17 protein-coding genes and 1 riboswitch are annotated in these 20,627 nt (G+C 60.0%); of the genes, 8 read left to right on the forward strand and 9 right to left on the reverse strand.

Translation table 11 applies throughout. The features are described 5' to 3' along the window. Positions 1-56 precede the first annotated feature (56 nt). Positions 57-713: a helix-turn-helix domain-containing protein gene (locus ABH945_RS18905; protein ID WP_074770316.1), complete on the forward strand. Its 657-nt coding sequence runs from the start codon at positions 57-59 to the stop codon at positions 711-713. 119 nt (positions 714-832) lie between these two features. Continuing rightward, on the forward strand, positions 833-2,128 hold the full coding sequence (locus tag ABH945_RS18910) for an SUMF1/EgtB/PvdO family nonheme iron enzyme (protein ID WP_429251518.1): 1,296 nt from the start codon (positions 833-835) through the stop codon (positions 2,126-2,128). 247 nt (positions 2,129-2,375) lie between these two features. Here ABH945_RS18910 and ABH945_RS18915 read toward each other — a convergent pair whose 3' ends face one another. Next, complete coding sequence (locus tag ABH945_RS18915) at positions 2,376-3,347, reverse strand: DMT family transporter (RefSeq protein WP_429251519.1); 972 nt, start codon at positions 3,345-3,347, stop codon at positions 2,376-2,378. Between the two features lie 84 nt (positions 3,348-3,431). Continuing rightward, positions 3,432-4,061: a TetR/AcrR family transcriptional regulator gene (locus ABH945_RS18920; protein WP_429251918.1), complete on the reverse strand. Its 630-nt coding sequence runs from the start codon at positions 4,059-4,061 to the stop codon at positions 3,432-3,434. A 315-nt stretch (positions 4,062-4,376) separates the two neighbouring features. Further along, positions 4,377-4,447, forward strand: a riboswitch (Fluoride riboswitch). Between the two features lie 80 nt (positions 4,448-4,527). On the opposite strand from ABH945_RS18920, the gene ABH945_RS18925 reads away from it, so the two are divergent. Further along, positions 4,528-5,904 (forward strand): voltage-gated chloride channel family protein, encoded by a 1,377-nt coding sequence (locus tag ABH945_RS18925; protein WP_429251520.1) that lies wholly within the window; start codon positions 4,528-4,530, stop codon positions 5,902-5,904. Continuing rightward, positions 5,901-6,302 carry a hypothetical protein gene (locus ABH945_RS18930; protein WP_429251521.1) on the forward strand — a complete coding sequence of 134 codons (402 nt, stop codon included), beginning with the start codon at positions 5,901-5,903 and terminating at the stop codon, positions 6,300-6,302. Before ABH945_RS18925 ends, ABH945_RS18930 begins: the two co-directional genes overlap by 4 nt. A gap of 265 nt (positions 6,303-6,567) precedes the next feature. Here ABH945_RS18930 and ABH945_RS18935 read toward each other — a convergent pair whose 3' ends face one another. Further along, positions 6,568-7,401, reverse strand: coding sequence for a class I SAM-dependent methyltransferase (locus ABH945_RS18935; RefSeq protein ID WP_429251522.1), 834 nt, complete (start codon positions 7,399-7,401; stop codon positions 6,568-6,570). A gap of 125 nt (positions 7,402-7,526) precedes the next feature. Continuing rightward, on the reverse strand, positions 7,527-7,961 hold the full coding sequence (locus ABH945_RS18940) for a GFA family protein (RefSeq protein WP_074770334.1): 435 nt from the start codon (positions 7,959-7,961) through the stop codon (positions 7,527-7,529). A 149-nt stretch (positions 7,962-8,110) separates the two neighbouring features. Between ABH945_RS18940 and ABH945_RS18945 the strand changes: the two genes are divergently transcribed. After that, positions 8,111-9,244, forward strand: a complete 1,134-nt coding sequence (locus tag ABH945_RS18945; protein ID WP_429251523.1) for an AraC family transcriptional regulator — start codon at positions 8,111-8,113, stop codon at positions 9,242-9,244. 114 nt (positions 9,245-9,358) lie between these two features. Here the strand turns inward: ABH945_RS18945 and ABH945_RS18950 are convergent, their stop codons facing one another. Both ABH945_RS18950 and ABH945_RS18955 read right to left on the reverse strand, forming a co-directional pair. Beyond that, complete coding sequence (locus ABH945_RS18950) at positions 9,359-11,095, reverse strand: methyl-accepting chemotaxis protein (protein WP_429251524.1); 1,737 nt, start codon at positions 11,093-11,095, stop codon at positions 9,359-9,361. 580 nt (positions 11,096-11,675) lie between these two features. Further along, positions 11,676-13,349 (reverse strand): electron transfer flavoprotein-ubiquinone oxidoreductase, encoded by a 1,674-nt coding sequence (locus ABH945_RS18955; protein WP_429251525.1) that lies wholly within the window; start codon positions 13,347-13,349, stop codon positions 11,676-11,678. A 239-nt stretch (positions 13,350-13,588) separates the two neighbouring features. Here ABH945_RS18955 and ABH945_RS18960 point away from each other — a divergent pair, with 239 nt between their 5' ends. Next, complete coding sequence (locus tag ABH945_RS18960; protein ID WP_429251526.1) at positions 13,589-14,593, forward strand: LysR family transcriptional regulator; 1,005 nt, start codon at positions 13,589-13,591, stop codon at positions 14,591-14,593. A gap of 72 nt (positions 14,594-14,665) precedes the next feature. Here ABH945_RS18960 and ABH945_RS18965 read toward each other — a convergent pair whose 3' ends face one another. The 3 genes from ABH945_RS18965 to ABH945_RS18975 are packed head-to-tail and all read right to left on the reverse strand — an operon-like array spanning position 14,666 to position 18,454. Then, positions 14,666-16,237, reverse strand: coding sequence for an AMP-binding protein (locus ABH945_RS18965; RefSeq protein WP_429251527.1), 1,572 nt, complete (start codon positions 16,235-16,237; stop codon positions 14,666-14,668). 12 nt (positions 16,238-16,249) lie between these two features. Continuing rightward, positions 16,250-17,320 (reverse strand): hypothetical protein, encoded by a 1,071-nt coding sequence (locus tag ABH945_RS18970; protein ID WP_074770340.1) that lies wholly within the window; start codon positions 17,318-17,320, stop codon positions 16,250-16,252. Between the two features lie 57 nt (positions 17,321-17,377). After that, positions 17,378-18,454 (reverse strand): ABC transporter substrate-binding protein, encoded by a 1,077-nt coding sequence (locus ABH945_RS18975; RefSeq protein ID WP_429251528.1) that lies wholly within the window; start codon positions 18,452-18,454, stop codon positions 17,378-17,380. A 372-nt stretch (positions 18,455-18,826) separates the two neighbouring features. Here ABH945_RS18975 and ABH945_RS18980 point away from each other — a divergent pair, with 372 nt between their 5' ends. Together ABH945_RS18980 and ABH945_RS18985 are read left to right on the forward strand one after the other, a co-directional pair. Continuing rightward, positions 18,827-20,014: an NAD(P)/FAD-dependent oxidoreductase gene (locus ABH945_RS18980; protein ID WP_074770344.1), complete on the forward strand. Its 1,188-nt coding sequence runs from the start codon at positions 18,827-18,829 to the stop codon at positions 20,012-20,014. Between the two features lie 10 nt (positions 20,015-20,024). Continuing rightward, positions 20,025-20,624: a HutD/Ves family protein gene (locus ABH945_RS18985; RefSeq protein ID WP_074770346.1), complete on the forward strand. Its 600-nt coding sequence runs from the start codon at positions 20,025-20,027 to the stop codon at positions 20,622-20,624. Positions 20,625-20,627: the final 3 nt, after the last annotated feature.

Genomic DNA, 20,627 nt, shown 5'->3' on the forward strand with positions numbered 1-20,627 from the left:
AAGCGGCGCCCGCGCGGGCCGCCACGCGAACCGCCGCCCGCTGCTCGAGTTGTTCCATGCGGCAACTCTGCATGCCGCAAGGGCTGTCGCAGGATGAACTGTCGAAGCTCGAAATGCTGATCTGCTCGGCACGCTCGGTGCAGCGCGGCGAGGCCCTGTATCGCAGTGGCGATCAATTCGACAACATCTACGCCGTACGCTCCGGCTCGATGAAAACCGTCATGGCGCACCGCGACGGCCGCGAGCAGGTGACCGGCCTGCGCCTTGCCGGCGAAGCGCTCGGCCTCGACGGCATCAGCGAGGACATTCACGCATGCAGCGCCGTCGCGCTCGAAGACAGCACCGTTTGCATCGTTCCGTATAGCGCGCTGAAACTTCTGTGCCGCGAAATCAGCTCGATGCAGGAGCGTCTGCATAAGTTGCTCGGTGAGCAGATCGTCCGCGAAGCAGCGCAGATGATGGTGCTCGGCTCGCTGTCCGCCGACGAACGCGTCGCCGCGTTCCTGCTCGACGTGTCCGCGAGAAATGCGCAGCGCGGTTATTCGTCGGCGGAATTCAATCTGCGCATGACGCGCGAAGATATGGGCAGCTACCTCGGCATGACGCTCGAAACCGTGAGCCGCACCCTGTCAAGATTTCAAAAACGCGGTCTGATCGACACGCAGGGCAAGCACATCCGGATCGTCGATCTGGAAGGCTTGCGGCAAGTCTGAGCCCGCCCTGAGCCAGCTTGAGGGCGCGTGCCTGCGCCCTTTTAGCGCGCGTCACCTTGGCATGGCTCCTGCGAGCGGGTACAGTCTTTAGTCCCTCCCCCGCAAGGAGACCCGGCGAAATGAATCGCGACCGCGCCCCGCATCACCCGCTTATCCAGCGTCTGATCGACGCGCGTCAGGTCACTGACGCGCTGTTTGCCATCGTCAAACCCGAATTTCTGTATGAACGGCCGATCCGTGAACGTCACCGGATCGTGTTTTACGTCGGCCATCTCGAAGCGTTCGACCGCAATCTGTTCGACCAGCGCGTGTGCGATCTGCCCGCGCTCAGTGCCGAACTCGACCAGCTTTTTGCGTTCGGCATCGATCCCGTGGATGGCGGCTTTCCCACCGATCAACCTGGCGACTGGCCGTCGCTCGATATCGTCCGCGACTATGCGCTGCGCGCCCGTGAGCAGATCGATCGGGCGTTCAACGGTCTTTCCGGCCATGACGTGGCACAGTCTGACGCATCGCGGCAGTTGCTGAACGTCGCGATCGAGCACCGGTTGATGCATGCTGAAACGCTGGCGTACATGCTGCATCAATTGCCGCTGGCGCAGAAGGTCGCCGGGTTGCGCGAGCCGGTAATAACTCGCACGGAACATCGGGACGCGTTGTCGTCGATGGTGAGCGTGCCAGCCGGCGCGACCGTGCTCGGCATGTCGCGCGAAGCGGGCCGTTTTGGCTGGGACAACGAGTTCGGCGAATTGCGGGTCGACGTGCCGGCGTTCGAAATCGACCGGCATATGTTGACGAACGGCGCGTTTCGCGAGTTCATCGACGCGGGCGGTTATCGCGAACCCAACTGGTGGACCGGGAAGGATTGGGCGTGGAAAGAGGCTGAGCAGATCGAACACCCGGCATGCTGGTCGCGGCGCGAGGTGAACGGCGAAAGCCGCTGGCTGCTGCGCACCATGTTCGATGAAGTGCCGCTGCCGGCCGACTGGCCTGTGTACGTCAGTCATGCTGAAGCGAGCGCATACGCGCGCTGGGCCGGCAAGGCGTTGCCAACCGAAGCGCAATGGCAGCGCGCGGCGCACGGCGCGCCGCATGCCGCGTCGGGGAATTTCGATTTTCGTAGCTGGGACCCGACGCCGGTGGATGCGCATCCCGACAATGTCAGCGCATTCGGCGCGGAAGGCCAGTTTGGAAATGGCTGGGAGTGGACATCGACGTTATTCGACGCGTTGCCCGGCTTTGAAGCGTTTCCGTTTTATCTCGGCTACTCTGCGAATTTCTTCGACGGACAGCACTACGTGCTGAAAGGCGGCTCCGCACGTACTGCGCAGTGCATGTTGCGGCCGGAATTTCGCAACTGGTTCCAACCGCGATATCAGTATGTTTATGCGGGGTTCCGGTGCGTGAGGAATTGATGACTGAAGCATGAGTTGAAGCGGAGAGTCGAATTAAGGCCTATCGAAAAAGTTTCCACTTCGAGACAGCCTTGCCGACATTCGCAACACGATTCTCGCGAATGAATATCCGCTTCCGTTTTTGGCGAATGAAAATTTTCAACCGGCAGACCGTTTTCAGCCGGTCCGAAAATCAATTTCCGTTGGCAAAGACAAAGCTGCCGACGATCGTTCGCACGGGCCTGATCGAAGAAAGCCTCCCTTAGCGTCAGGTCGTGGCAGCTACCGCTAATCGGGCGCGTTGCCGCAAATACAGATTGTTGAGAACCAGCGCAGACGCAGTCATCACCGCGCCGAATATCTGTGCTCCGCCGGGCACAACGCCTGTCAATGCCGACACCGCAAACGTCGTGACCGGCACCACGTCCATGAACAGCACGCCATTCATCGGCCCGAGAGTCTTGTTGCCGAAAATCCAGCAGAGAATTGCCGCGAAACCCGCGACCGGGCCCATGTAGATCAGATGCGGCGCAATCGTCCACAGTACTGCGAGTTTGGGGGCAGATATTGCGTGGGTCACGACGAGCAGCACGTTCACGCCGACAATCGTGGTCAAGCCTAGCCATGTCGTCATTGTCGTGTACTTCAGCGCTGACCATCGCGTGAAGTACGACGCGCCGAAAGTGTAGACAACCCAGCAGATTGCGCCCAGAACGATAAGGCCACTTGCCGCGTAGTGCTGTGGCGCGAGCAGCGCAGCCCGCAGATCACCCCGCGTGATGACCAGCGCGACGCCCGCGAACGAGACGGCAACGAACAGCAGTGAAGGAAGCGGCGGCGCGGATCTTCGCACTGCCGCGTTGACCAGCATCCCCATCATCGGCTGCGTGGCCATCATGATCGATGCGTTAAGCGCGCCTTGCTCACCGGCCAACTGCTGCCCCAGAAAGACAAACGAACCAAACCCGCAGAAACCGATCGATCCGAGCAACCAGGCGATAAGTAATGACTTGCTGTCCGCTCGCAACGCACCGGCGCCTTCCCGGTGGAGCAACAGGACCACGAAGCCCACGCCTGCGATCAGGTACCGGAACGACGTAAACGTAAAAGGATCGATGTAACGCAGGGCGTCGGTCATGACAGGAAACATCGCCCCAAACAGGATTGTCGCGACGAGGCACGCAGCAATCCCCTTCCAGTAGTTGGCGGACGATAAAGCCAGATCGGTCGATGAATTCATGAATGAACGTTCTCAAAATAGGCAAAAAATTTGGCAGCCACTTTCGCGGCATGCCGCCGATCCGCTAAGGCAATTGAGCATGCATTACGTCAGGGCGCGCAATGCCATATCGACGATCGATGTGAGCGCGGCCTCGTTCATGTCTACCTTACCGAGCACGCGTATGCCTTGAACCATGCAGAGCAGAAAGCGTCCGACCTCCTCGGCGTCGAGACGGCGATCGTATTCGCCTGCCTGCTGACCTCTGGCTATCGCGAGACTGAACTGCATCGCGATGCGCTGTAAAGTCGATTCGATATGTGGCCGCAGAGCATGATCGCCCGGCAGAAGCTCGATTACCGTATTGGTGATAAAGCAGCCGTGCCGCGCGGACAGGTTAGCGCTCACCTTCGTATAGTGCAGAAGCGCTTCGCGCAGTGCCTGTCGTGGGGGCAAGTCGGCGGCCAACCTCTCCTTCAGCCGCGCAACGGCCCCTTCTGCGTAACGATCGAACGCCGCGACGAGCAAGCCATGCTTATCACCAAACGTTCTGTAGAGGCTGCCGCGAAAGACTCCGGTCGCTTCGCATAGCACGTCGACGGGAGTCGCATAGTAGCCGTGCTCCCAAAATACTCGCGCGGCGGCATCGACCGCGTGGTCGATGTCGAATTCTCGCGGTCGCCCGCGCTCGGCGGTACGCCCTCCACGAGAGCGGTGTGTGTCAGATCTGGTCATGCAACCGATATTAGGACTATTCAGTCTCAAAATCAACGTCCCACGAGGGTTGACCTATAAAGGGATGTTTGGCACGAGCGATCACACAGGGGACAACCCGCTTCTGGTTCGCGCATCGGTGCGGTTTCAGGCTCGCTTTGCACCGCAGTCGACACTGAAGCTACCGTTCGCCGAACATCCAATGCAACAACCGCTAGCGGATTTCAGCCGCCTTTCAAAAAGGCCCACTCCGTTACCGCCCAACGCATCCAGCAACCCCAAAGCCAGATCAGGGCGGATGGGCCGGTTGTTCGCCACGACCGGATGCGATATAGTCCGCTTTCAGGAGATGGCGTTCCTCCTTTAACCACCGCACTTATCTCGCGGTTAATGACGCCTACAGTTACCTGACTTTCGTTGGGGCTGTAGGCGCTCGCGTCCACAAGCTTCCCGTTGGTCAGGCCATGCAACATCGGCACAATGACCAATGCGCAAACTCCATCGCTTCGAACAACTCGAACTGCTGCCTTATCTGGGCAAGTGGTTTCTGATCGCCTGCGTCGCCGCGGCTCTCGCGGGCAGCGCGTCGGCTTTCTTCCTCATTGCTCTCGATCATGCGACCGCATGGCGCGAGGCGCACCGCTGGATTATCTGGCTGCTGCCCGTAGCCGGTTTCGCGGTCGGCTATACGTACTATCTGCTGGGCAAACCGGTCGATGCGGGCAACAACCTGCTCATCGATGAAATTCACGACCCGAAGAAAGTCGTGCCGCTGCGCATGGTGCCGCTCGTGCTTGGCGGCACGATCGTCTCGCATCTGTTCGGCGCGTCGGTTGGGCGTGAAGGCACGGCCGTGCAGATGGGCGGCGCGCTGGCGGATCAGCTTACCCACGTGTTTCGCCTCGGACACGAGGACCGCCGCATCCTGCTGATGATCGGTATGAGCGCGGGATTCGCTTCCGTATTCGGCACGCCGCTCGCCGGGGCGGTGTTCGGCCTGGAAGTGCTCGCCATCGGCCGGATGCGCTATGACGCGCTGTTTCCCTGCATCGTGGCGGGTATCGTCGCCGATCAGGTCTGCCTGGCCTGGGGCGTTCATCACGTGCACTATGCGATCGGTGCGATCTCGCCGATCAACGCATGGAGCGTCGTCGCGGTGGTAATCGCGGGCATCGTATTCGGTCTGGTCGGCATGGCTTTCGCCACCACGGTCCACAAGCTCGGCACGCTGGTGAAAAGCACCATCACCTATGCGCCGTTGCGTCCGTTCGTAGGCGGGATCGTCATCGCGATTGCGGTATGGGCCCTGGATGCTTATCACTACATCGGCCTGGGCATCCCCGACATCGTCCGCTCGTTTCAGCAGCCGATGCAGCCTTGGGACTTTCTCGGCAAGTTCGGCTTTACCGTTGCGTCGCTCGGGACCGGCTTCAAAGGCGGCGAGGTCACGCCGCTGTTCTATATCGGCGCGACCCTCGGCAATGCACTCGCGCCTCTGTTGCACATGCCGTTCGCGCTGATGGCCGGCATCGGCTTCGTTGCGGTGTTTTCGGGCGCGGCCAACACGCCGCTCGCCACCACGATCATGGCGATGGAGTTGTTCGGCACCGGCATCGGCCCGCTTGCTGCGATCGGTTGCGTGACCGCCTATCTGTTCTCCGGCCACACCGGCATCTATCACGCGCAGCGCGTCGGACACAGCAAGCATCGCAAGCACCGGCTCCTCGTACCAGACGGAACACGGATCGCCGAGCTGGGCGGATTCCGCCGGCAGAAAGCCGCGGCGGACGCACCGGCCGCGAATCAGAAGCAATCGGGCATGCCGGCTGATATCGCTGCGACAACAGAGGAACGCGGTCAATGATCCAGGAAAGCAACGATCAGCGCATTGCAGCGCTGCGGCTTTACTTCCCGCTCGCGACCCGTGCACGAGCAACGCGATTCTGGCATCACCTCAGCGCGCCTGCGCTCGCGCATCACCTTATCGCCCTCGCGAAGCGTGCCAATATCCTGCAGGCGATGTCGCATCACATCAGTGCAGGGTATCTGCCAGGCGAGCGGCTTTCTCATCACCATCCAGAAATCAGCGGGATGCGGCATCCACAGTGTCTGGAACTGGTGGACACCGAAGCGCGCTTACGTCAGTTCATGCGCGACCATGCGGATGAATTGCGCAAGGTTCACGCGGTGCTGCTGCTCGGTGAATTGCCGCTGACGCAGAGCCGCGCACCTCATGCACAATCGGCCTCAAGCCTCGGGTGAGTCATGGCTTCGGTGTGCCAGCTTGTCGCCATCAGCATCGTCACTTCGCCGCGAATCCGACGCGGCGAAGTGACCGGCTTATATCCACCCAATTAGACCGAGATACCAAGCGTCGACAAAACAAACCTGACACTGAAAAAACATACCGATGAACACAACGGCAATGCGACTAGCAGCGGGCGATGCTGCAAACTCATCAGCCACGCCATCGTCCACAGGCGCACGCCAACGCTGATTAGCGCCCGGATCGTGCGCCTGATTGCGTTCATGATCGCTCCACCACGACTTCGAGATAGTCGCTCGGCAGAACAAGCGTTGCGTCGCCCGACCGGTTGCGGCTTCCGATGAGCGTCATCAGCTCGGCGAAGAGCGCAGCCTGCTGATTTTCGTCGAGCGCGGCGAACGCTTTGTTCACCGGTCCGTAGTACGCACGAAATATCTCCATGAAGTGCGCCGGCGAACGGTAACGAAACGTGAAGTAGCGGCTCGTCGTCACAATATTGCTGGCATTCCCTTGAAACAGCGTTTCCAGTCGCGCCTTCGTCCCCCATAGCGCAGGCGACACCACGCCCGCCGCCGGAGGAATGTACTTTGCGATCGTCCTGAATACCTGTCCGATGAAGCTCTCCGGTGTCCAGTTCGCAAGACCAATCCGGCCGCCCGGTTTGCAAACGCGCGCGAGTTCGGCTGCAGCCCTTTCCTGATCGGGAGTGAACATGACACCGAACGTCGACATGACGACGTCGAACGAGCCGTCTGCATAAGGCAACGCTTCGGCATCCGCTTCCTCGAATACCACGGGAAGCCCTTCTGCTGACGCACGTGCACGTCCCGACTCCAGCAGCGATGCCACGTAATCAGTCGACACGACATCGCACCAGCGGCGCGCGGCAGCAAGCGTCGCATTGCCGTTACCGGCCGCCACGTCGAGCACGCGACTTCCGGCGCGCAAGTCGAGCGCTTCGCAAAGATGTTCTCCGACGATCTGCAGCGTCGTGCCAACCACAGCGTAATTACCCGTCGACCACGCAACCTGCTGACGACGCTTGACAGCGCTGAAGTCGATAACAGGTGAAAGAGAGGAATCAAAAGCGGACATGAAACACTCCTGAGAAACAATGGGCGGCGCGTTGCTGCCCATTCCGATCGCGCCGCGAAATTGCACTGCGCACACGCCCGCGCGACGATCGGGCGACGTGCGATCTCTTCTAATGGACCCGACGGCTATTCCACGACGCCGATGCCCGACCCACCCATTTCCCGCGGCAGATCCTTCAGTTTCGGCAAGCCGTCCTTCATACGAAATATGGCCTCGGAATAGTGGACATGTACGCAGGCTTCATAGGGAAAGTCCTCCAGAACGGCTGCGTACACATCGATAAGACCAAGACCCGGATGCTCCGTAAAGAGATGTCCACCGCACACCTGACACCATTTTCGATAGCTGTTAAAGGTCTTGTTGTAAGTGCCAACCTCGTTAGCGCCACGTGTGACGCGCAACGCCTCCGGCCTCCACAACGTGAACGCATTGATGGGGCTACCCGACCAATGGCGACACGACTCGCAATGGCAATAGCCCATGCCTGCTGGCGTCCCCGTCACATCAAACTGCACAGCTCCGCAAAAGCATTGCCCTTTAAACGTCTTCGCCTGATTCACGTCGGCCTCCTGGTCGCGGTTTGCGGATCGTCTTGACGGTCCGTTGTTGCTCGTTTCCTTGAGTGCTAGTATCGGGACGCAAGACGTATTGATGAATGACCAGGCGTCCAGATGTTTTGCGCAGGATGCCGAAATGGATGAGCGAGTCTATGGATGCTCTTTCTGATGTACTGCGCTTCGTTCGTCTGGGTGGGGCGGTTTATCTAAACGGCGACTTCACAGCGCCGTGGTGCGTGGTCGGTAACGTCACTCAGGCGTTGTGCGCCACCTTCCTGCCGCGCGCCGAGCGCATCGTCTCGTATCACCTCATCACCGAAGGAAACTGTCGTGCCCGGCTTGTCGACGATCCTGCTTCGACAATCCATCTGGACGCGGGCGAACTGCTTGTCGTGCCGCAAGGGGAAGCCCATCTGATGGGTAGCTCGCTCGAACTGACGCCCGCACCCGCAGACACGATGCTGTCCCATTACATGAAAACGACGCCCGGTGAGGTGATGGAATTGAGCTACGGGGGTGGCGGCACCCGCACACGTCTGATTTGCGGCTTTCTTGCCTGCGACGATTCGTTGACCAATCCTGTCCTCTCAGCGCTGCCGCGTATTTTCAAAGTCGATATGCGCAATGATCCGCAATCGGCGTGGCTCGAGTCATCGCTCAAGCTCGCGGCGGCCGAAGCGGCGGAATGGCGTGTGGGTAGCGCGATCGTGCTCGCGCGGCTCTCGGAACTGCTTTTCGTCGAGGCCGTACGACGTTGTATCGACGCGCTGCCCGATGACCGCAAGGGCTGGCTCGCAGGCGTCAGCGACCGCTTCGTGGGACGCGCCCTCGCGCTGCTGCATGCGCAGTCTGCTCACAATTGGACGGTCGACGAACTTGCGCGCAAGGTGGGACTCTCGCGTTCGGCTTTGGCGCAACGGTTCACGCAACTGCTCGGCCAGCCGCCAATGCAATATCTGGCGAGATGGCGCCTGCAGGTCGCGGCCCAGGAGTTGCGCACCGGAACGCGGTCGATTGCGGCGGTAGGACAGCACGTCGGCTATGAATCCGAGGCAGCGTTCAATCGCGCATTCAAGCGAGAATTTGGCACACCGCCGGCAAGCTGGCGACGCAATCAAAGACTGGCGGAAGGCGTCGATGCGCTGTCAGACGTTACCGACCCTGAAGATTTCTGTTCCGCGCGTGATGCAGCGAATCTGGAGGACCGACTGGAGGTTGGCTCCGCCGCTTCTGCGGTTTGCGGTGTTGACCCATCCGCCATCGCGTCTAAAAGTCCGAGCGCGTAGCGCTGCCCTGTTGCGGTTCGCAGGCTGTCGCGCTTAAGAGCAACCGGCTGTGCGTCAGCGTGAATCGATCACTACGCCTCATAAGCAAATTGCTCGAAAGCGGTTGTGGTGGGACTAGAAGCTTTGCCAGTCGTGTCCCGCTGGCGCCATGGCCGACTGCTGCACCGGGTTACCGTTCGCTGCAGGCCCTGCGGTCGTTTTCCGTGTCGCGACGGCAACCTGCCGACCAAGATCGCTTACACCCGATTTCGAATCGGCCGCAGCCACTGCAGCCTGTGGGCGGCCCGGCTCCTCCACTTTGAAAATCGACACGGCCACGCGGAGCGTTTCCGCCTGATCGGCCATCGCCTGCGCAGCGGCACTCGCCTGTTCCACCAACGCGGCATTCTGTTGCGTGACTTCATCCATCTGGGTCACGGCGACATTGACCTGTTCGATGCCGGTATTCTGTTCGACCGACGCCGACGCGATTTCCCCCATGATGTCCGTGACCCGCTGAACCGAGCGCACCACCTCGCTCATGGTCTGTCCAGCTTGCTGCACGAGAGCCGAACCGTCCCGGACATGCGATACCGACGTCCCGATCAGATCCTTGATCTCTTTCGCGGCCGTGGCGCTGCGCTGCGCGAGCGTGCGCACTTCTCCGGCGACGACCGCGAAGCCTCTACCCTGCTCGCCTGCACGCGCAGCCTCCACCGCTGCGTTCAACGCAAGAATGTTCGTCTGGAAAGCAATTCCTTCGATAACCGAAATGATTTCCGCGACCTTCGACGAGCTCGATGAAATGTCGTCCATCGTGCTCACCACGCGATGGACGACATCGCCTCCGGCAGATGCCGTCTGCGACGCCGTATGAGCCAGCGTGCTTCCCTGACGTGCATTGTCCGTATTCGCCTTGACCGTCGATGTCAATTCTTCCATGCTCGCCGCGGTCTGCTCGAGCGACGCAGCCTGCTCTTCGGTACGTTGGGACAGATCGAGATTGCCTTGTGCAATCTCTCCCGCCGCCACCGAAATCGATTCAGCAGAACTCTTGATGCCTGTGACGATACTGGTCAAACGTGCGCGCATCGCTTCGAGCGACGCCATCAGGCTACGGTCGTCTCCATCTGCCAATGCAATGCGAACACGCAGGTTGCCCGCTGCGATTTCGCCGGCGATTTGCTGCGCGTCGCTCGGCTCTCCGCCCAACTGACGCAGTACGCTGCGAGTAAGGATCACGGCGGTGACGATAGCGACCGCGATAGCCAGGGCTACCAGCGAACCGACCAGCACGCGGATGCTGGCGTAGGTTGCCACGGCTTCTTTTTGTGCTTCGACGTTTTCCTCGTCTTCCCGATCTGCAAGCGCGACAGCTTTCGCGAGCCACACCCGCTGCGGAGGACGCGCCTCGTGCATGATCGTGCGAGCCGCAGTTGCGATATCGCCGGCGACTGCCTGGTCAACAGCCTGGTTCATCGGCGGAACCGCAAGTGTCTCCTGCTGATCGACCTCCGCCAGTAACTTGCGCTCGCCTTCGGTCGTGCCTGCTTCCTGCGAGAACATATCGCGCAGCTGGCGCGCGGCGTCTGCGTAGATTCGATCCTGTGCCCTGATGCGATCGACTTCAGTCAGCAGATCCTGATGATTATCCAGAAGCGCGAGGTTGCGGACAGCAATTGCGCGATCCTGAATCGAAGATTTCAAAACATTGGCGAGACGCGCCTCTGTGTTGTTGACCCGCGCAATATCGTCGAGCCGGCTGTTCAACTGCGACAAACCATAGAACGCAAGTCCGGCCACTCCAATCAACAGTACCGTCAGGAGGGAAAAACCTGCGATCAGGCGCGTCGACAACTTCGTATTCTTCATATGCTTCTCGAGGGAAATGCGCACTACGTAGCTGGATGGTTATGCATGTAGTTACGGCACTACTCTGGAGTTCTGAAGGGTAATTGAAGGCTTGTTTTATTTTTCCTTATTGCTAACGTTGATCGGGATCAAACTTTCAACCGTCCTGCCTGCACGGCAGATGATTTGTGCGTTGATGCAAGTTATTCAGTTAGGTTAATTAACGAACGTTCGTGTATATATCTCGATCCATTAAAGTCGAAATTTTCCAGTACGCCCATCGAGTCTTCGAAATGCCGGATTACATCGCTCACCGGCGGCAAGATAAAGTGGGAGCCCTGCAGTTTTTCCAACGGGAAAAGTTGTGACACGTGCCTGAACCGATTGAAATCGTTGCCGTGCTTTGAGCACACACGGGGCACGCAGCTTCTGGTTCAAGTATCAGCGCGGTTTTAAGTTTTATGCAGCGAACTCGAACGCTTCGTATTGGCCCACGCCGTTGATCTGAGCTGCGGAGTGTCCATTCAATCGAATACTCCGCAGCTCAGCCGCATCGTCATCTTCGCACAGCGCGAATCGAAACCCGCACCGCGCACCCCCATCACATATTCGGATAGTTCGGCCCGCCGCCGCCCTCCGGCGTCACCCACACGATGTTCTGCGTCGGGTCTTTAATATCGCATGTTTTGCAATGCACGCAGTTCTGCGCATTGATCACGAGCGCTTCTTTCCCGTCGCCGTTCGTCGCAAATTCATAAACACCGGCTGGACAGAACCTCGCCTCCGGGCCAGCATACTTTGATAAATTCACATCAATCGGCACGGACGAATTCTTCAACGTCAAATGCGCCGGCTGATTTTCCTCGTGATTGGTATTCGAAAGAAACACCGACGACAAACGATCGAAAGTCAGCTTCCCATCGGGCTTCGGATAGACAATCGGTTTGCATTCGGCGGCGGGCTTCAGGGTCTCGTTATCCGAATGCCGATGATGCAGCGTCCACGGCACACGTCCGCCCAACAGCTTCTGTTCGAGCCCGACCATGAACGTTCCGGCCAGCAGCCCCTTGCTCATCCACTGCTTGAAATTGCGGGCACGATGCAGTTCCTGCTTCAACCAGGACCGGTCGAAAGCCTCCGGGTACTCGACCAGCACATCACGCTGACGTCCCGCTTGCAGCGCATCGAATGCCGCCTCCGCAGCCAGCATGCCGCTCGAAATAGCCGCGTGGCTACCCTTGATTCTCGACGCATTGAGAAAGCCGGCTTCGCATCCGATCAATGCGCCACCGGGGAACACCAGCTTCGGCAGCGACATGAGTCCGCCGGCCGCGATCGCGCGAGCGCCATACGAAACGCGCTTGCCGCCTTCGAGAAACTTGCGGATCGCCGGATGCGTCTTGTAGCGCTGGAACTCCTCGAACGGCGACAGAAACGGATTCGTATATCCAAGTCCCACGACGAAGCCGACCACCACCTGATTGTTATCGAGGTGATAGAGAAAAGAGCCGCCATAGGTGTCGTTTTCGAGCGGCCAGCCCGCCGTGTGAATGACGAGACCTGGCTTGTGCATCGCCGGATCGATCTCCCACAATTCCTTGATGCCCAGACCGTAGACCTGCGGATCGGCGTCTTCATCCAGCCTGAATCGTTCGATCAACTGACGGCCGAGGTGTCCGCGTGCGCCTTCGGCGAACAACGTGTACTTGGCGTGCAGCTCCATGCCGAGCTGGAACGCGTCGGTCGGCTCACCGTCTTTTCCGAGGCCCATGTTGCCCGTCGCGACGCCGAGAACTTCTCCTCGCTCGCCATACAGCACTTCGGCCGCGGGAAATCCCGCAAAAATCTCGACGCCCAGTTCTTCGGCACGCGCACCCAGCCAGCGCGTCACGTTGCCAAGACTCACGACATAGTTGCCGTGGTTCATGAAGTTATCGGGCAACAACCAGTTCGGCACTTGCCGTGCCTCTTTCTCCGACAGAAACAGAAAGCGGTCTTCGGTGACTTCGACATTCAACGGCGCGCCCTGCTCTTTCCAGTCGGGAATGAGTTCGTTGAGCGCGCGTGGGTCCATCACCGCGCCGGAGAGCGTGTGCGCCCCTACCTCAGAACCCTTTTCAAGCACGCAGACACTGATTTCGGCGTTGCGTTGCGCGGCCATCTGCTTGAGCCGTATCGCAGCGGAGAGTCCGGCCGGACCGCCGCCAACGATAACAACGTCGTATTCCATCGATTCGCGCGGACCAAATTTCTCGACAAGAGTCTGTGTGTTCATGTGAAAGAGGCGTTTCATTGCAGGGTTTTTCTGGCCGTCGGCGCAACGTGCGTCGTCATCGTCGCCGCGCGCCGTTCGACACTGAGTGCAGCCATTAGCGCATCTCAGGCCGGGCCATCGTAAAACTCCAGAAACACCCGCTTCGCGACATAAGGATTTCTTATGCTCCACACAATCGCGGCTTGCTTTGCCGTCGAACTTTTATCGCGGCCGCAGCATGGCATGCGGAGGAAAAAAGCATGCGAAATTCGATCAATGGCGTCGATTTAAGGGCACTTCAGGCATTCGTCGCGGTCTGCGAAACGAAGTCGATGACGGAGGCCGCGCGCGTCCTCGGCGTCACTCAAAGTGCGGTCAGTCAGCTGATTGCCAGCCTCGAACGCGAACAGGGCGTGTCGTTGTTCGACCGCGACTTCCGGCCTGTACGCCCGAATGCTGCGGGAAAAATTTTGTTCGAACAGGCGGGCGCGCTGCTGGAACACGCGCAAGCGGTTGCACTGAATGTACGCGCCGCGGCCAAAACCGGCGTCGCAAATCTGCGCATTGGTTGTGTCGACTCTTATGCGGCCACGGTCGGCCCGCATCTCGTTCGGCGCTTGCCCGAGAAAGCGCAGGACTTCTCGATGTGGTCGGGTCTCACACCCGCGCTCAGCGAGCAACTGGTGAATCGCGAACTCGATCTGGCCATTTGCACCGAAGCCACACTCGATCCCAAACGGGTCGAACTGAGGCCGCTTTTCTCCGAATGCCTGGTCGCGGTTGCGCCTAAAAACAGGCGCAATTCGAGCGCGCCCATCGAGTTTCAGCAGATACTGCGCGAACTGCCGTTGCTGCGATACACGGCGAGATCGGTGATCGGGCAGCAGATCGAACGTTTCATCACCCACATGAATTTCTACGCGCCCCGGCGTTACGAATTCGACGATACCGATCCGATTCTGAGCCTGGTGGCCTCAGGCTTCGGCTGCGCGATTACATCGCCGCTCTGCCTGTGGCAGTCGCGCGTGCATCTCGGCGACATCAGCATCGTTCCATTGCCGCAGACGCGACTCGGGCACCGGCACTTTTATCTGCTAACGCGCCGCGCGGAGTGGTCCGATGTCGCCGAGTCGGTGACACGCGAGTCGATTGCTATCGTTCGCGACGTGATTGCACCTTCTTTGCGATCGGCGCTGCCGAAGCTGCCGCCCGGGATTTTTGATTCGTATGCCGCGAAGCTCGATGAAGCACATGTAGCCGTGTAACGCGAACAGAACTTCAAGAGCGCTTCGATGCTATCGACAAACGGCAATAATGCCGCCTGTCGATTCATACCGTTATGCGGACGTTACGACGCGCTGCGCGCCGCCGTCCCAGCAATCGTCCATCTTCGCCGACAACGTCTGCTTCTGGATTCTCTGCGTCGGCGTCTTCGAAAAGCTTTCGACGATCGCAATGAAACGCGGCACCTGGAAGCGCGCCATCCGTTCTTCGCACCACGCGACGAACGCGATGTGATCGAAAGCAGCAGGTTCGCATTTCAGCTTCAGGAAGATCTTCAGGTCTTCATCAGAGAACTCGTTGACCACGCCGATCAGCGCGCTTTCTTCCACATCGGGATGCGAGTTCACGACATTTTCCACTTCCCATGCCGAGACGTTTTCACCGCGCCGCCGCAAGCTGTCTTTCTTGCGGCCGAGAAAGAATAAATATCCTTCTTCATCCTCGCGTCCGAGATCGCCGGTATAAAGCCAGCCGTCGCGAATCGCCTCGGCGGTCTTGTCGTCGCTCCTGAAGTACCCGCGCGTCAGCGTTCCCGGCTCCCGTTCGGCCACGCGTATTTCGCCGATCTGACCCGCAGGCAGCCGACGACCGTTGTCATCGACGATCTCCACGTCGAAATAATCGACTGCCTTGCCGATCGAGCCAAGCTTGCCGTCGATATTGATCACGCTGAAGCTCGACGTCTCCGTCATCCCATAGCCTTCACGGACCGGCACGCCGAAACGCCGCTGAAATTCGGCCCACACGTCGACCGGCGCACCGCCGCCCCATGCCACCTTCAGACCGTGTGTCGTGTCCGCATCCGATGGCGGCTGCTTCAGCAGCAATTGCATCACGCCGCCCACAAAGTGCAGATGCGTGGCCTGATACCGGGCCACTTCGTCCCAGAACTTCGACGCGCTGAACTTCGGCACGAACGCGAGCGTAACCGGTTGCATCAACGCCATCACCAGCACTTCACTGCCGAACACGTGATAAATCGGGTCCCAGAAATGCAGCACACTGCCTGGCGTAATCGAGCCGATCCACGATGAACCGAGCGCGGCCGCGCGGTACATGCGGTCGGTCATCTGCACGCCTTTCGCCGGACCCGTCGTGCCGGAGGTGTAGAGAATGGCCCGCAGGTCTGGGTCTTTGGCTTCGTATGACGGCTCGTCCGCGTTGACGTGCGCGGCCAGCGTTTCGAACGTTTCGGCATCCGGCGACCACGACGGACGAGCGCCGCGCCACACTGTTTTCAAGCTGGACGTCGCGCTCAGAATCGGTTCGAGGACATCTGCGTAGATATCGTCCGCAATCGCGAAGCGCGGGTCCGAGTGCATGACGACGTGTTCGAGACCGGCGCCTTTGAGATGCGTATTCACCGGCACCTGCACCGCGCCCAATTTCATCAGCGCAAAAAACGCCAGCGCGTGATCGATGTGATGCGCAAGCATCACCGCAACCCGGTCGCCAGCCGCGACGCCGACACTCGCCAGGCCGTTGGCAAGCCGGTTGACGCGCTCATTGAGTTGCGCGTAGGTCAACGCGAAGTCATCGGACCGGCAGAAAACATGCGCGGGATTGTCCCGCGCGCATTCACGTAACAGGCCCGGAATACTCTCATCCGCCGAGAAGTAGTTCATTTCGGTATCCCGTTACCAGAGCCATGTGTGAGTATCGACGAATGTCCATCGCTCGATGCCGGTACTGCTGTCGAATTCGCGCTCCAGTTTGATGTGGCCGTTGAGCGTACGCACGCCGATATCGAAGAACGCGAAGACAGCGCGGCGCATCTGGTCCGATCGCTGGAACGGGAACGGCTCGAACGTATCGAATATCAATTCCGCAGAATCGTCTCCGGTACTTTTCCACTGCGGTGCATTTTTGAACGCACCCATCATCGTCGCGTACATCTGCGCCAGCGCCGCAGGGCGATTGCCTTCCACACCAGAAAGCGCCTTCAGCGAAGGCGTAAATTGCACGGCAAGCAGTCTCATCGCCGATTCGACGATCTGACAGGCCGCGTTAATTCCGAACAGTTGAACGACGGCCTCGATCACATGCGTGACGTAATCCGATGCGTAGTTCGCACTTCCCTTCAGAACACGCGCTTCGGGCCAGGCAACGGGGTCAAGTTTCGGCGCCTTCGACGCATCGAATTCTGGTGTCTTCTCGACGTGCTGCACGCGGAAGCGCTCTTCCGGTTTCAGATCGTGGTCGTATTCGAGGAAATAACCTTCGTCGTACGGATGACCTTCCGCGACGAACTTGGTCGCCACCCAACCCAGGCGCGGGCAACCGAGCAATTCGCCATTGCGGGGATGCCACGTCGACAGAATCGTTCGGCGCACCGACGTCGGCACGGTCAGCGCCGAGATGCCCGGAAACGATCCCCATGGCGGCAGATAGCGTATCCACACTTTTTTGGGCGACTCCTCCATGTACTGCATGTTGATGCCGCCAATCGAATTGCTGAAATAGTGATACTTGGCCGCTGTCACGGCAGGCGTATCGCCGACGATGCCCAGCTTGTCGAGCGCCTCGACAAAGCGCTGCGACTGCTCGGCCGTCATCAAGGTTCGCCAGACGTTGTTCAGCGCAGCTTCGCCCTTCTCACGCAACACGATCGCGGTGATACCGGAAACCATCGACCAGCCAAATGTCCCCGCCATATCGACGCGTCGCTTGAGTTGAGCAAGGTCGTCGTTGTTTGTTCTCGTCTGCATCTCAATTCCTTAACTGAATGTCTCGGTGAAAAACATCTACAGGCTGCCGTGTTCGACTCACGACATTGCCCACTCCTTGAAGCGCCGCGTCACGTCGTCGAAGTTCTTCGCCCACCAGGCGTCGTCCATCAGCACGCTGTTGGCGGACTGCAGATCGGGGATCCATTTGCGGCTGTCCGCGCTCATCAGCGTGAGGGCTTTCTTGCTGCTCGGCGTATTGCCGATGAGTTCCATGAACGCCGCCTGCCGGTCGGGACGTGCGGCGAAGGCGAGAAATTTGGTCGCGGCTATTTTGTTCGGCGCGTTCTTGACGATGGCGAGATATTCGAAACCGTTTACCGTCTGGTCGAACGAGAAATCGACCGACTGGCCACCCGCCTTTGCGGGTCGCACGCGCGACGCATACGTGTAAGTGAAATCCGCCTCGCCGGTCTGAAGCAGGGTCAAGGTCTGCGGGGTCTGGTCGATCCACTTGACCACGTCCGGCTTGATGCGCTCCAGCGATCTGAACGCGCGGTCGATATCGAGCGGATAAAGATGTTTCGGCGACACACCGTCGGCCAGCAACGCGGCTTCGAAGGTCTCGCTGGGACGATTGCGAAACGTGCGTCGGCCGGGAAACGTCTTCGTGTCGAAATATTCGGCGAAATTCTTCGGATGCTTTCCCGCTGGATATTTCTTCGGGTCCCACGCCACGCCGCCGACAAACACATACCAGGGCAAAAGATTGTTCTTGATGTCGATGATCAGGTCGCCGCGATCGAACATCGCGGGGTCCAGCGGCTCCCACAAACCCGCATTTGCGCCGGCCACACCGAGCGCGCCGGGCGCGTCGAACACGTCCCACTGCACATTGTTCGTCTGAACCTGCGCACGGAGCTTGGCCATGTCAGGCGTATCGACGATCGTCACCTGAATGCCGGTCTCCTTGCTGAACGGCTTGACCACCGACTCTTCCAGCGCCTGCCGGTACGCACCGCCCCAGGTGACCAGCGTCATCTGCTGATCGGCGGCAAACGCGCGTTTCGAATGAAGTAGCAATGGCGAGGTGGCGGCGGCGACTGCAATGCCCGCGACTCCCGTCAGGAACTGCCGCCGCTCCGGAGACTGGGCGGGATGATTCGACTTCGACATGACTGGCCTCTCACACGTAGTGGTGAAACCCGATCGGCGAGGTGAAGCGACTGCGAAAGCTCCCTCGCCTGAGGGCGTTTCCGGCTGAACCGCATACCGTCGACACACAGGCTATGCACGCAAAAAACCCACGGCATCTTTCACGACACTTTCTTATTCTTTGGATAAGCACGCTTGATGTGCCGCCGCAGTCTTTCATCCGCCTGACGCCTGCGGGAGCGGCGTGGCCGCGTCGATTCACCCCGAAGGTGCGCGCCGCCGATCCGCATCCTGACGGGCGCTTTTGCTAAAAATCGAATCCGCTTATATTTCTGGACCCTTGTTTTTGCCGCATCACACTTCGCTCACACCTTGCTCAAAAGGAAGCGGAACGTGAATACATATGATGTGGTGGTGATCGGAGCGGGCGTTATCGGCAGTTCGGTAGCGTTCCAGCTTGCGAAACTCGGCGCGAAGAACGTGCTCGTGCTCGACCGGGGCACGATTGGGGCTGGAACGACATCGCAGTCGTCGGGCATTTTGCGCACCCACTACTCGGTGAAGGAAAATGTGGAGCTGGCGCGTAAATCGTGGGACGTGTTCAACAATTTCTCGTCCTATCTCGGCGACGACGAAGCGTCGTGCGGCCTGGTCAAATGCGGCTACATGATCGTCGCCGGTGAAGGCGACAAGCTCGAACCGCTGCGCGCGTCACTGGATCAACAGAAAGAACAGGGCATTCCGCTCGAACTGCTCGATGCAAAGCAGGCCAGCGAACTGCTGCCCATCGCGCGCTTCGGCGATGCCGCGCTGATCGGCTACGAGCCCGAAGCGGGTTTCGCCGACGCCTACCTGGTGGCCACCAGCTTTGCCCGCGCGGCCCGTCGCGGCGGCGTGACGATTCGTGAGAACGCGTCGGTCAACCGGATCCTGATCGAGAACGGCAAGGTGGTCGGCGTGTCGACCAGCATCGGCGACTTCAAGACTTCGATGGTGATCAGCACGCAGAACATCTGGACCCCCGAACTCGCGGGATGGACCGGCAAGACACTGCCGGTCATGCCCGAACGTCACGCGGTGCTCGCGCTCGAATGCGACGCGGCCAAATACACGTTCTCGATGCCGGTGTTCAAGGATCTGGCGTCGCCGGGCATGCTCTACTACCGCAGCTACGGCGGCAGCCAGATGCTGGTGAGCGAAGGCATCGTCGGCGAAAAACTCAATACGGCGGAAGTCGAGCAAGGCGACATTCCGATGGACTACATCGTCGAAGTCGGTGCGCAGGTTGCCGAACGCTTCCCGGAATATGAGACCGCGGGGATCGCGTCGTCGTGGACGGGCGTCTATGACGTGACGCCGGACTGGAATCCCGTACTCGGCAAATTGCCCGGCATCGAAGGCCTGGTAGTCGGATACGGTTTCTCGGGCCACGGCTTCAAACTTTCGCCGACTGTAGGGCGCGTACTCGCGCAGGAAGCCCTCGGCCTGCCGACCGACGTCTCGCTGAAGCCGTACTCGATCGAACGCTTTGCGACCGGCGAACTGCTGACCGGCAAGTACGGTCTCGGCGCGGTGTCCTGAGGCCAACATCATGTCTGCAATCGATGTGCGCCCCCTAGCATCGGTTCCCGGCGAGCCCTGGCGCAACGGCGGCGGGGTCACCCGAACCCTGGCGACGGGCAGCGATCAATGGCGCATCAGTCTGGCCGAGGTCGAGCGCGACGGCCCGTACTCGCGCTTCGAAGGCATCTCGCGGATCTCGCTGGTGATGCGCGGCGGCGGAGTCGCGCTGCGCGACGCCCACGCGACCGTCATGCTCAAGCCGTTCGAAGCCGTCGAGTTCGACGGCGGCCCCGCATGGAATGCGTCGCTGATCGACGGACCGGTCACCGTACTCAATGTCATGAGCGCCCGGGGCCGCTACCGGGCCCGGGTTCGCGCGATCGTCGACCGGATGACCGTGCCGCTGAACTGCGCGGCCGTCGTCGTCGCGCTCGATAGCCGCTGCTCGTTCCGCGAGGACGGCACCGGGCGCGCGGGCCATGTCGAGTCCGGCGAAGTGCTGATCGTCAACGACGTGACGCGTCCCCTCGAACTGAACGCCGCAAAGGCGGTCGCGGCGTCGGGCGAGCCGCCGCGACTCGCCGTGCTCGTGACCATCGAGCCGTCCCGCATCCGCATAAACGACTGAATT

This window comes from Paraburkholderia sp. GAS333 (genome assembly GCF_050435665.1).
Lineage (GTDB): Bacteria > Pseudomonadota > Gammaproteobacteria > Burkholderiales > Burkholderiaceae > Paraburkholderia > Paraburkholderia fungorum_A.

Excerpts from the sequence above, each read along its gene's own strand:
- ABH945_RS18945 (WP_429251523.1), top strand. The coding sequence starts at position 8,111 with ATGGATGCTCTTTCTGATGTACTGCGCTTCGTTCGTCTGGGTGGGGCG.
- ABH945_RS18975 (WP_429251528.1), bottom strand. The coding sequence starts at position 18,454 with ATGTCGAAGTCGAATCATCCCGCCCAGTCTCCGGAGCGGCGGCAGTTC.
- ABH945_RS18960 (WP_429251526.1), top strand. The coding sequence starts at position 13,589 with ATGCGAAATTCGATCAATGGCGTCGATTTAAGGGCACTTCAGGCATTC.
- ABH945_RS18925 (WP_429251520.1), top strand. The coding sequence starts at position 4,528 with ATGCGCAAACTCCATCGCTTCGAACAACTCGAACTGCTGCCTTATCTG.
- ABH945_RS18955 (WP_429251525.1), bottom strand. The coding sequence starts at position 13,349 with ATGAACACACAGACTCTTGTCGAGAAATTTGGTCCGCGCGAATCGATG.
- ABH945_RS18970 (WP_074770340.1), bottom strand. The coding sequence starts at position 17,320 with ATGCAGACGAGAACAAACAACGACGACCTTGCTCAACTCAAGCGACGC.
- ABH945_RS18985 (WP_074770346.1), top strand. The coding sequence starts at position 20,025 with ATGTCTGCAATCGATGTGCGCCCCCTAGCATCGGTTCCCGGCGAGCCC.
- ABH945_RS18915 (WP_429251519.1), bottom strand. The coding sequence starts at position 3,347 with ATGAATTCATCGACCGATCTGGCTTTATCGTCCGCCAACTACTGGAAG.
- ABH945_RS18920 (WP_429251918.1), bottom strand. The coding sequence starts at position 4,061 with ATGACCAGATCTGACACACACCGCTCTCGTGGAGGGCGTACCGCCGAG.
- ABH945_RS18905 (WP_074770316.1), top strand. The coding sequence starts at position 57 with ATGCGGCAACTCTGCATGCCGCAAGGGCTGTCGCAGGATGAACTGTCG.
- ABH945_RS18910 (WP_429251518.1), top strand. The coding sequence starts at position 833 with ATGAATCGCGACCGCGCCCCGCATCACCCGCTTATCCAGCGTCTGATC.
- ABH945_RS18950 (WP_429251524.1), bottom strand. The coding sequence starts at position 11,095 with ATGAAGAATACGAAGTTGTCGACGCGCCTGATCGCAGGTTTTTCCCTC.
- ABH945_RS18935 (WP_429251522.1), bottom strand. The coding sequence starts at position 7,401 with ATGTCCGCTTTTGATTCCTCTCTTTCACCTGTTATCGACTTCAGCGCT.
- ABH945_RS18930 (WP_429251521.1), top strand. The coding sequence starts at position 5,901 with ATGATCCAGGAAAGCAACGATCAGCGCATTGCAGCGCTGCGGCTTTAC.
- ABH945_RS18965 (WP_429251527.1), bottom strand. The coding sequence starts at position 16,237 with ATGAACTACTTCTCGGCGGATGAGAGTATTCCGGGCCTGTTACGTGAA.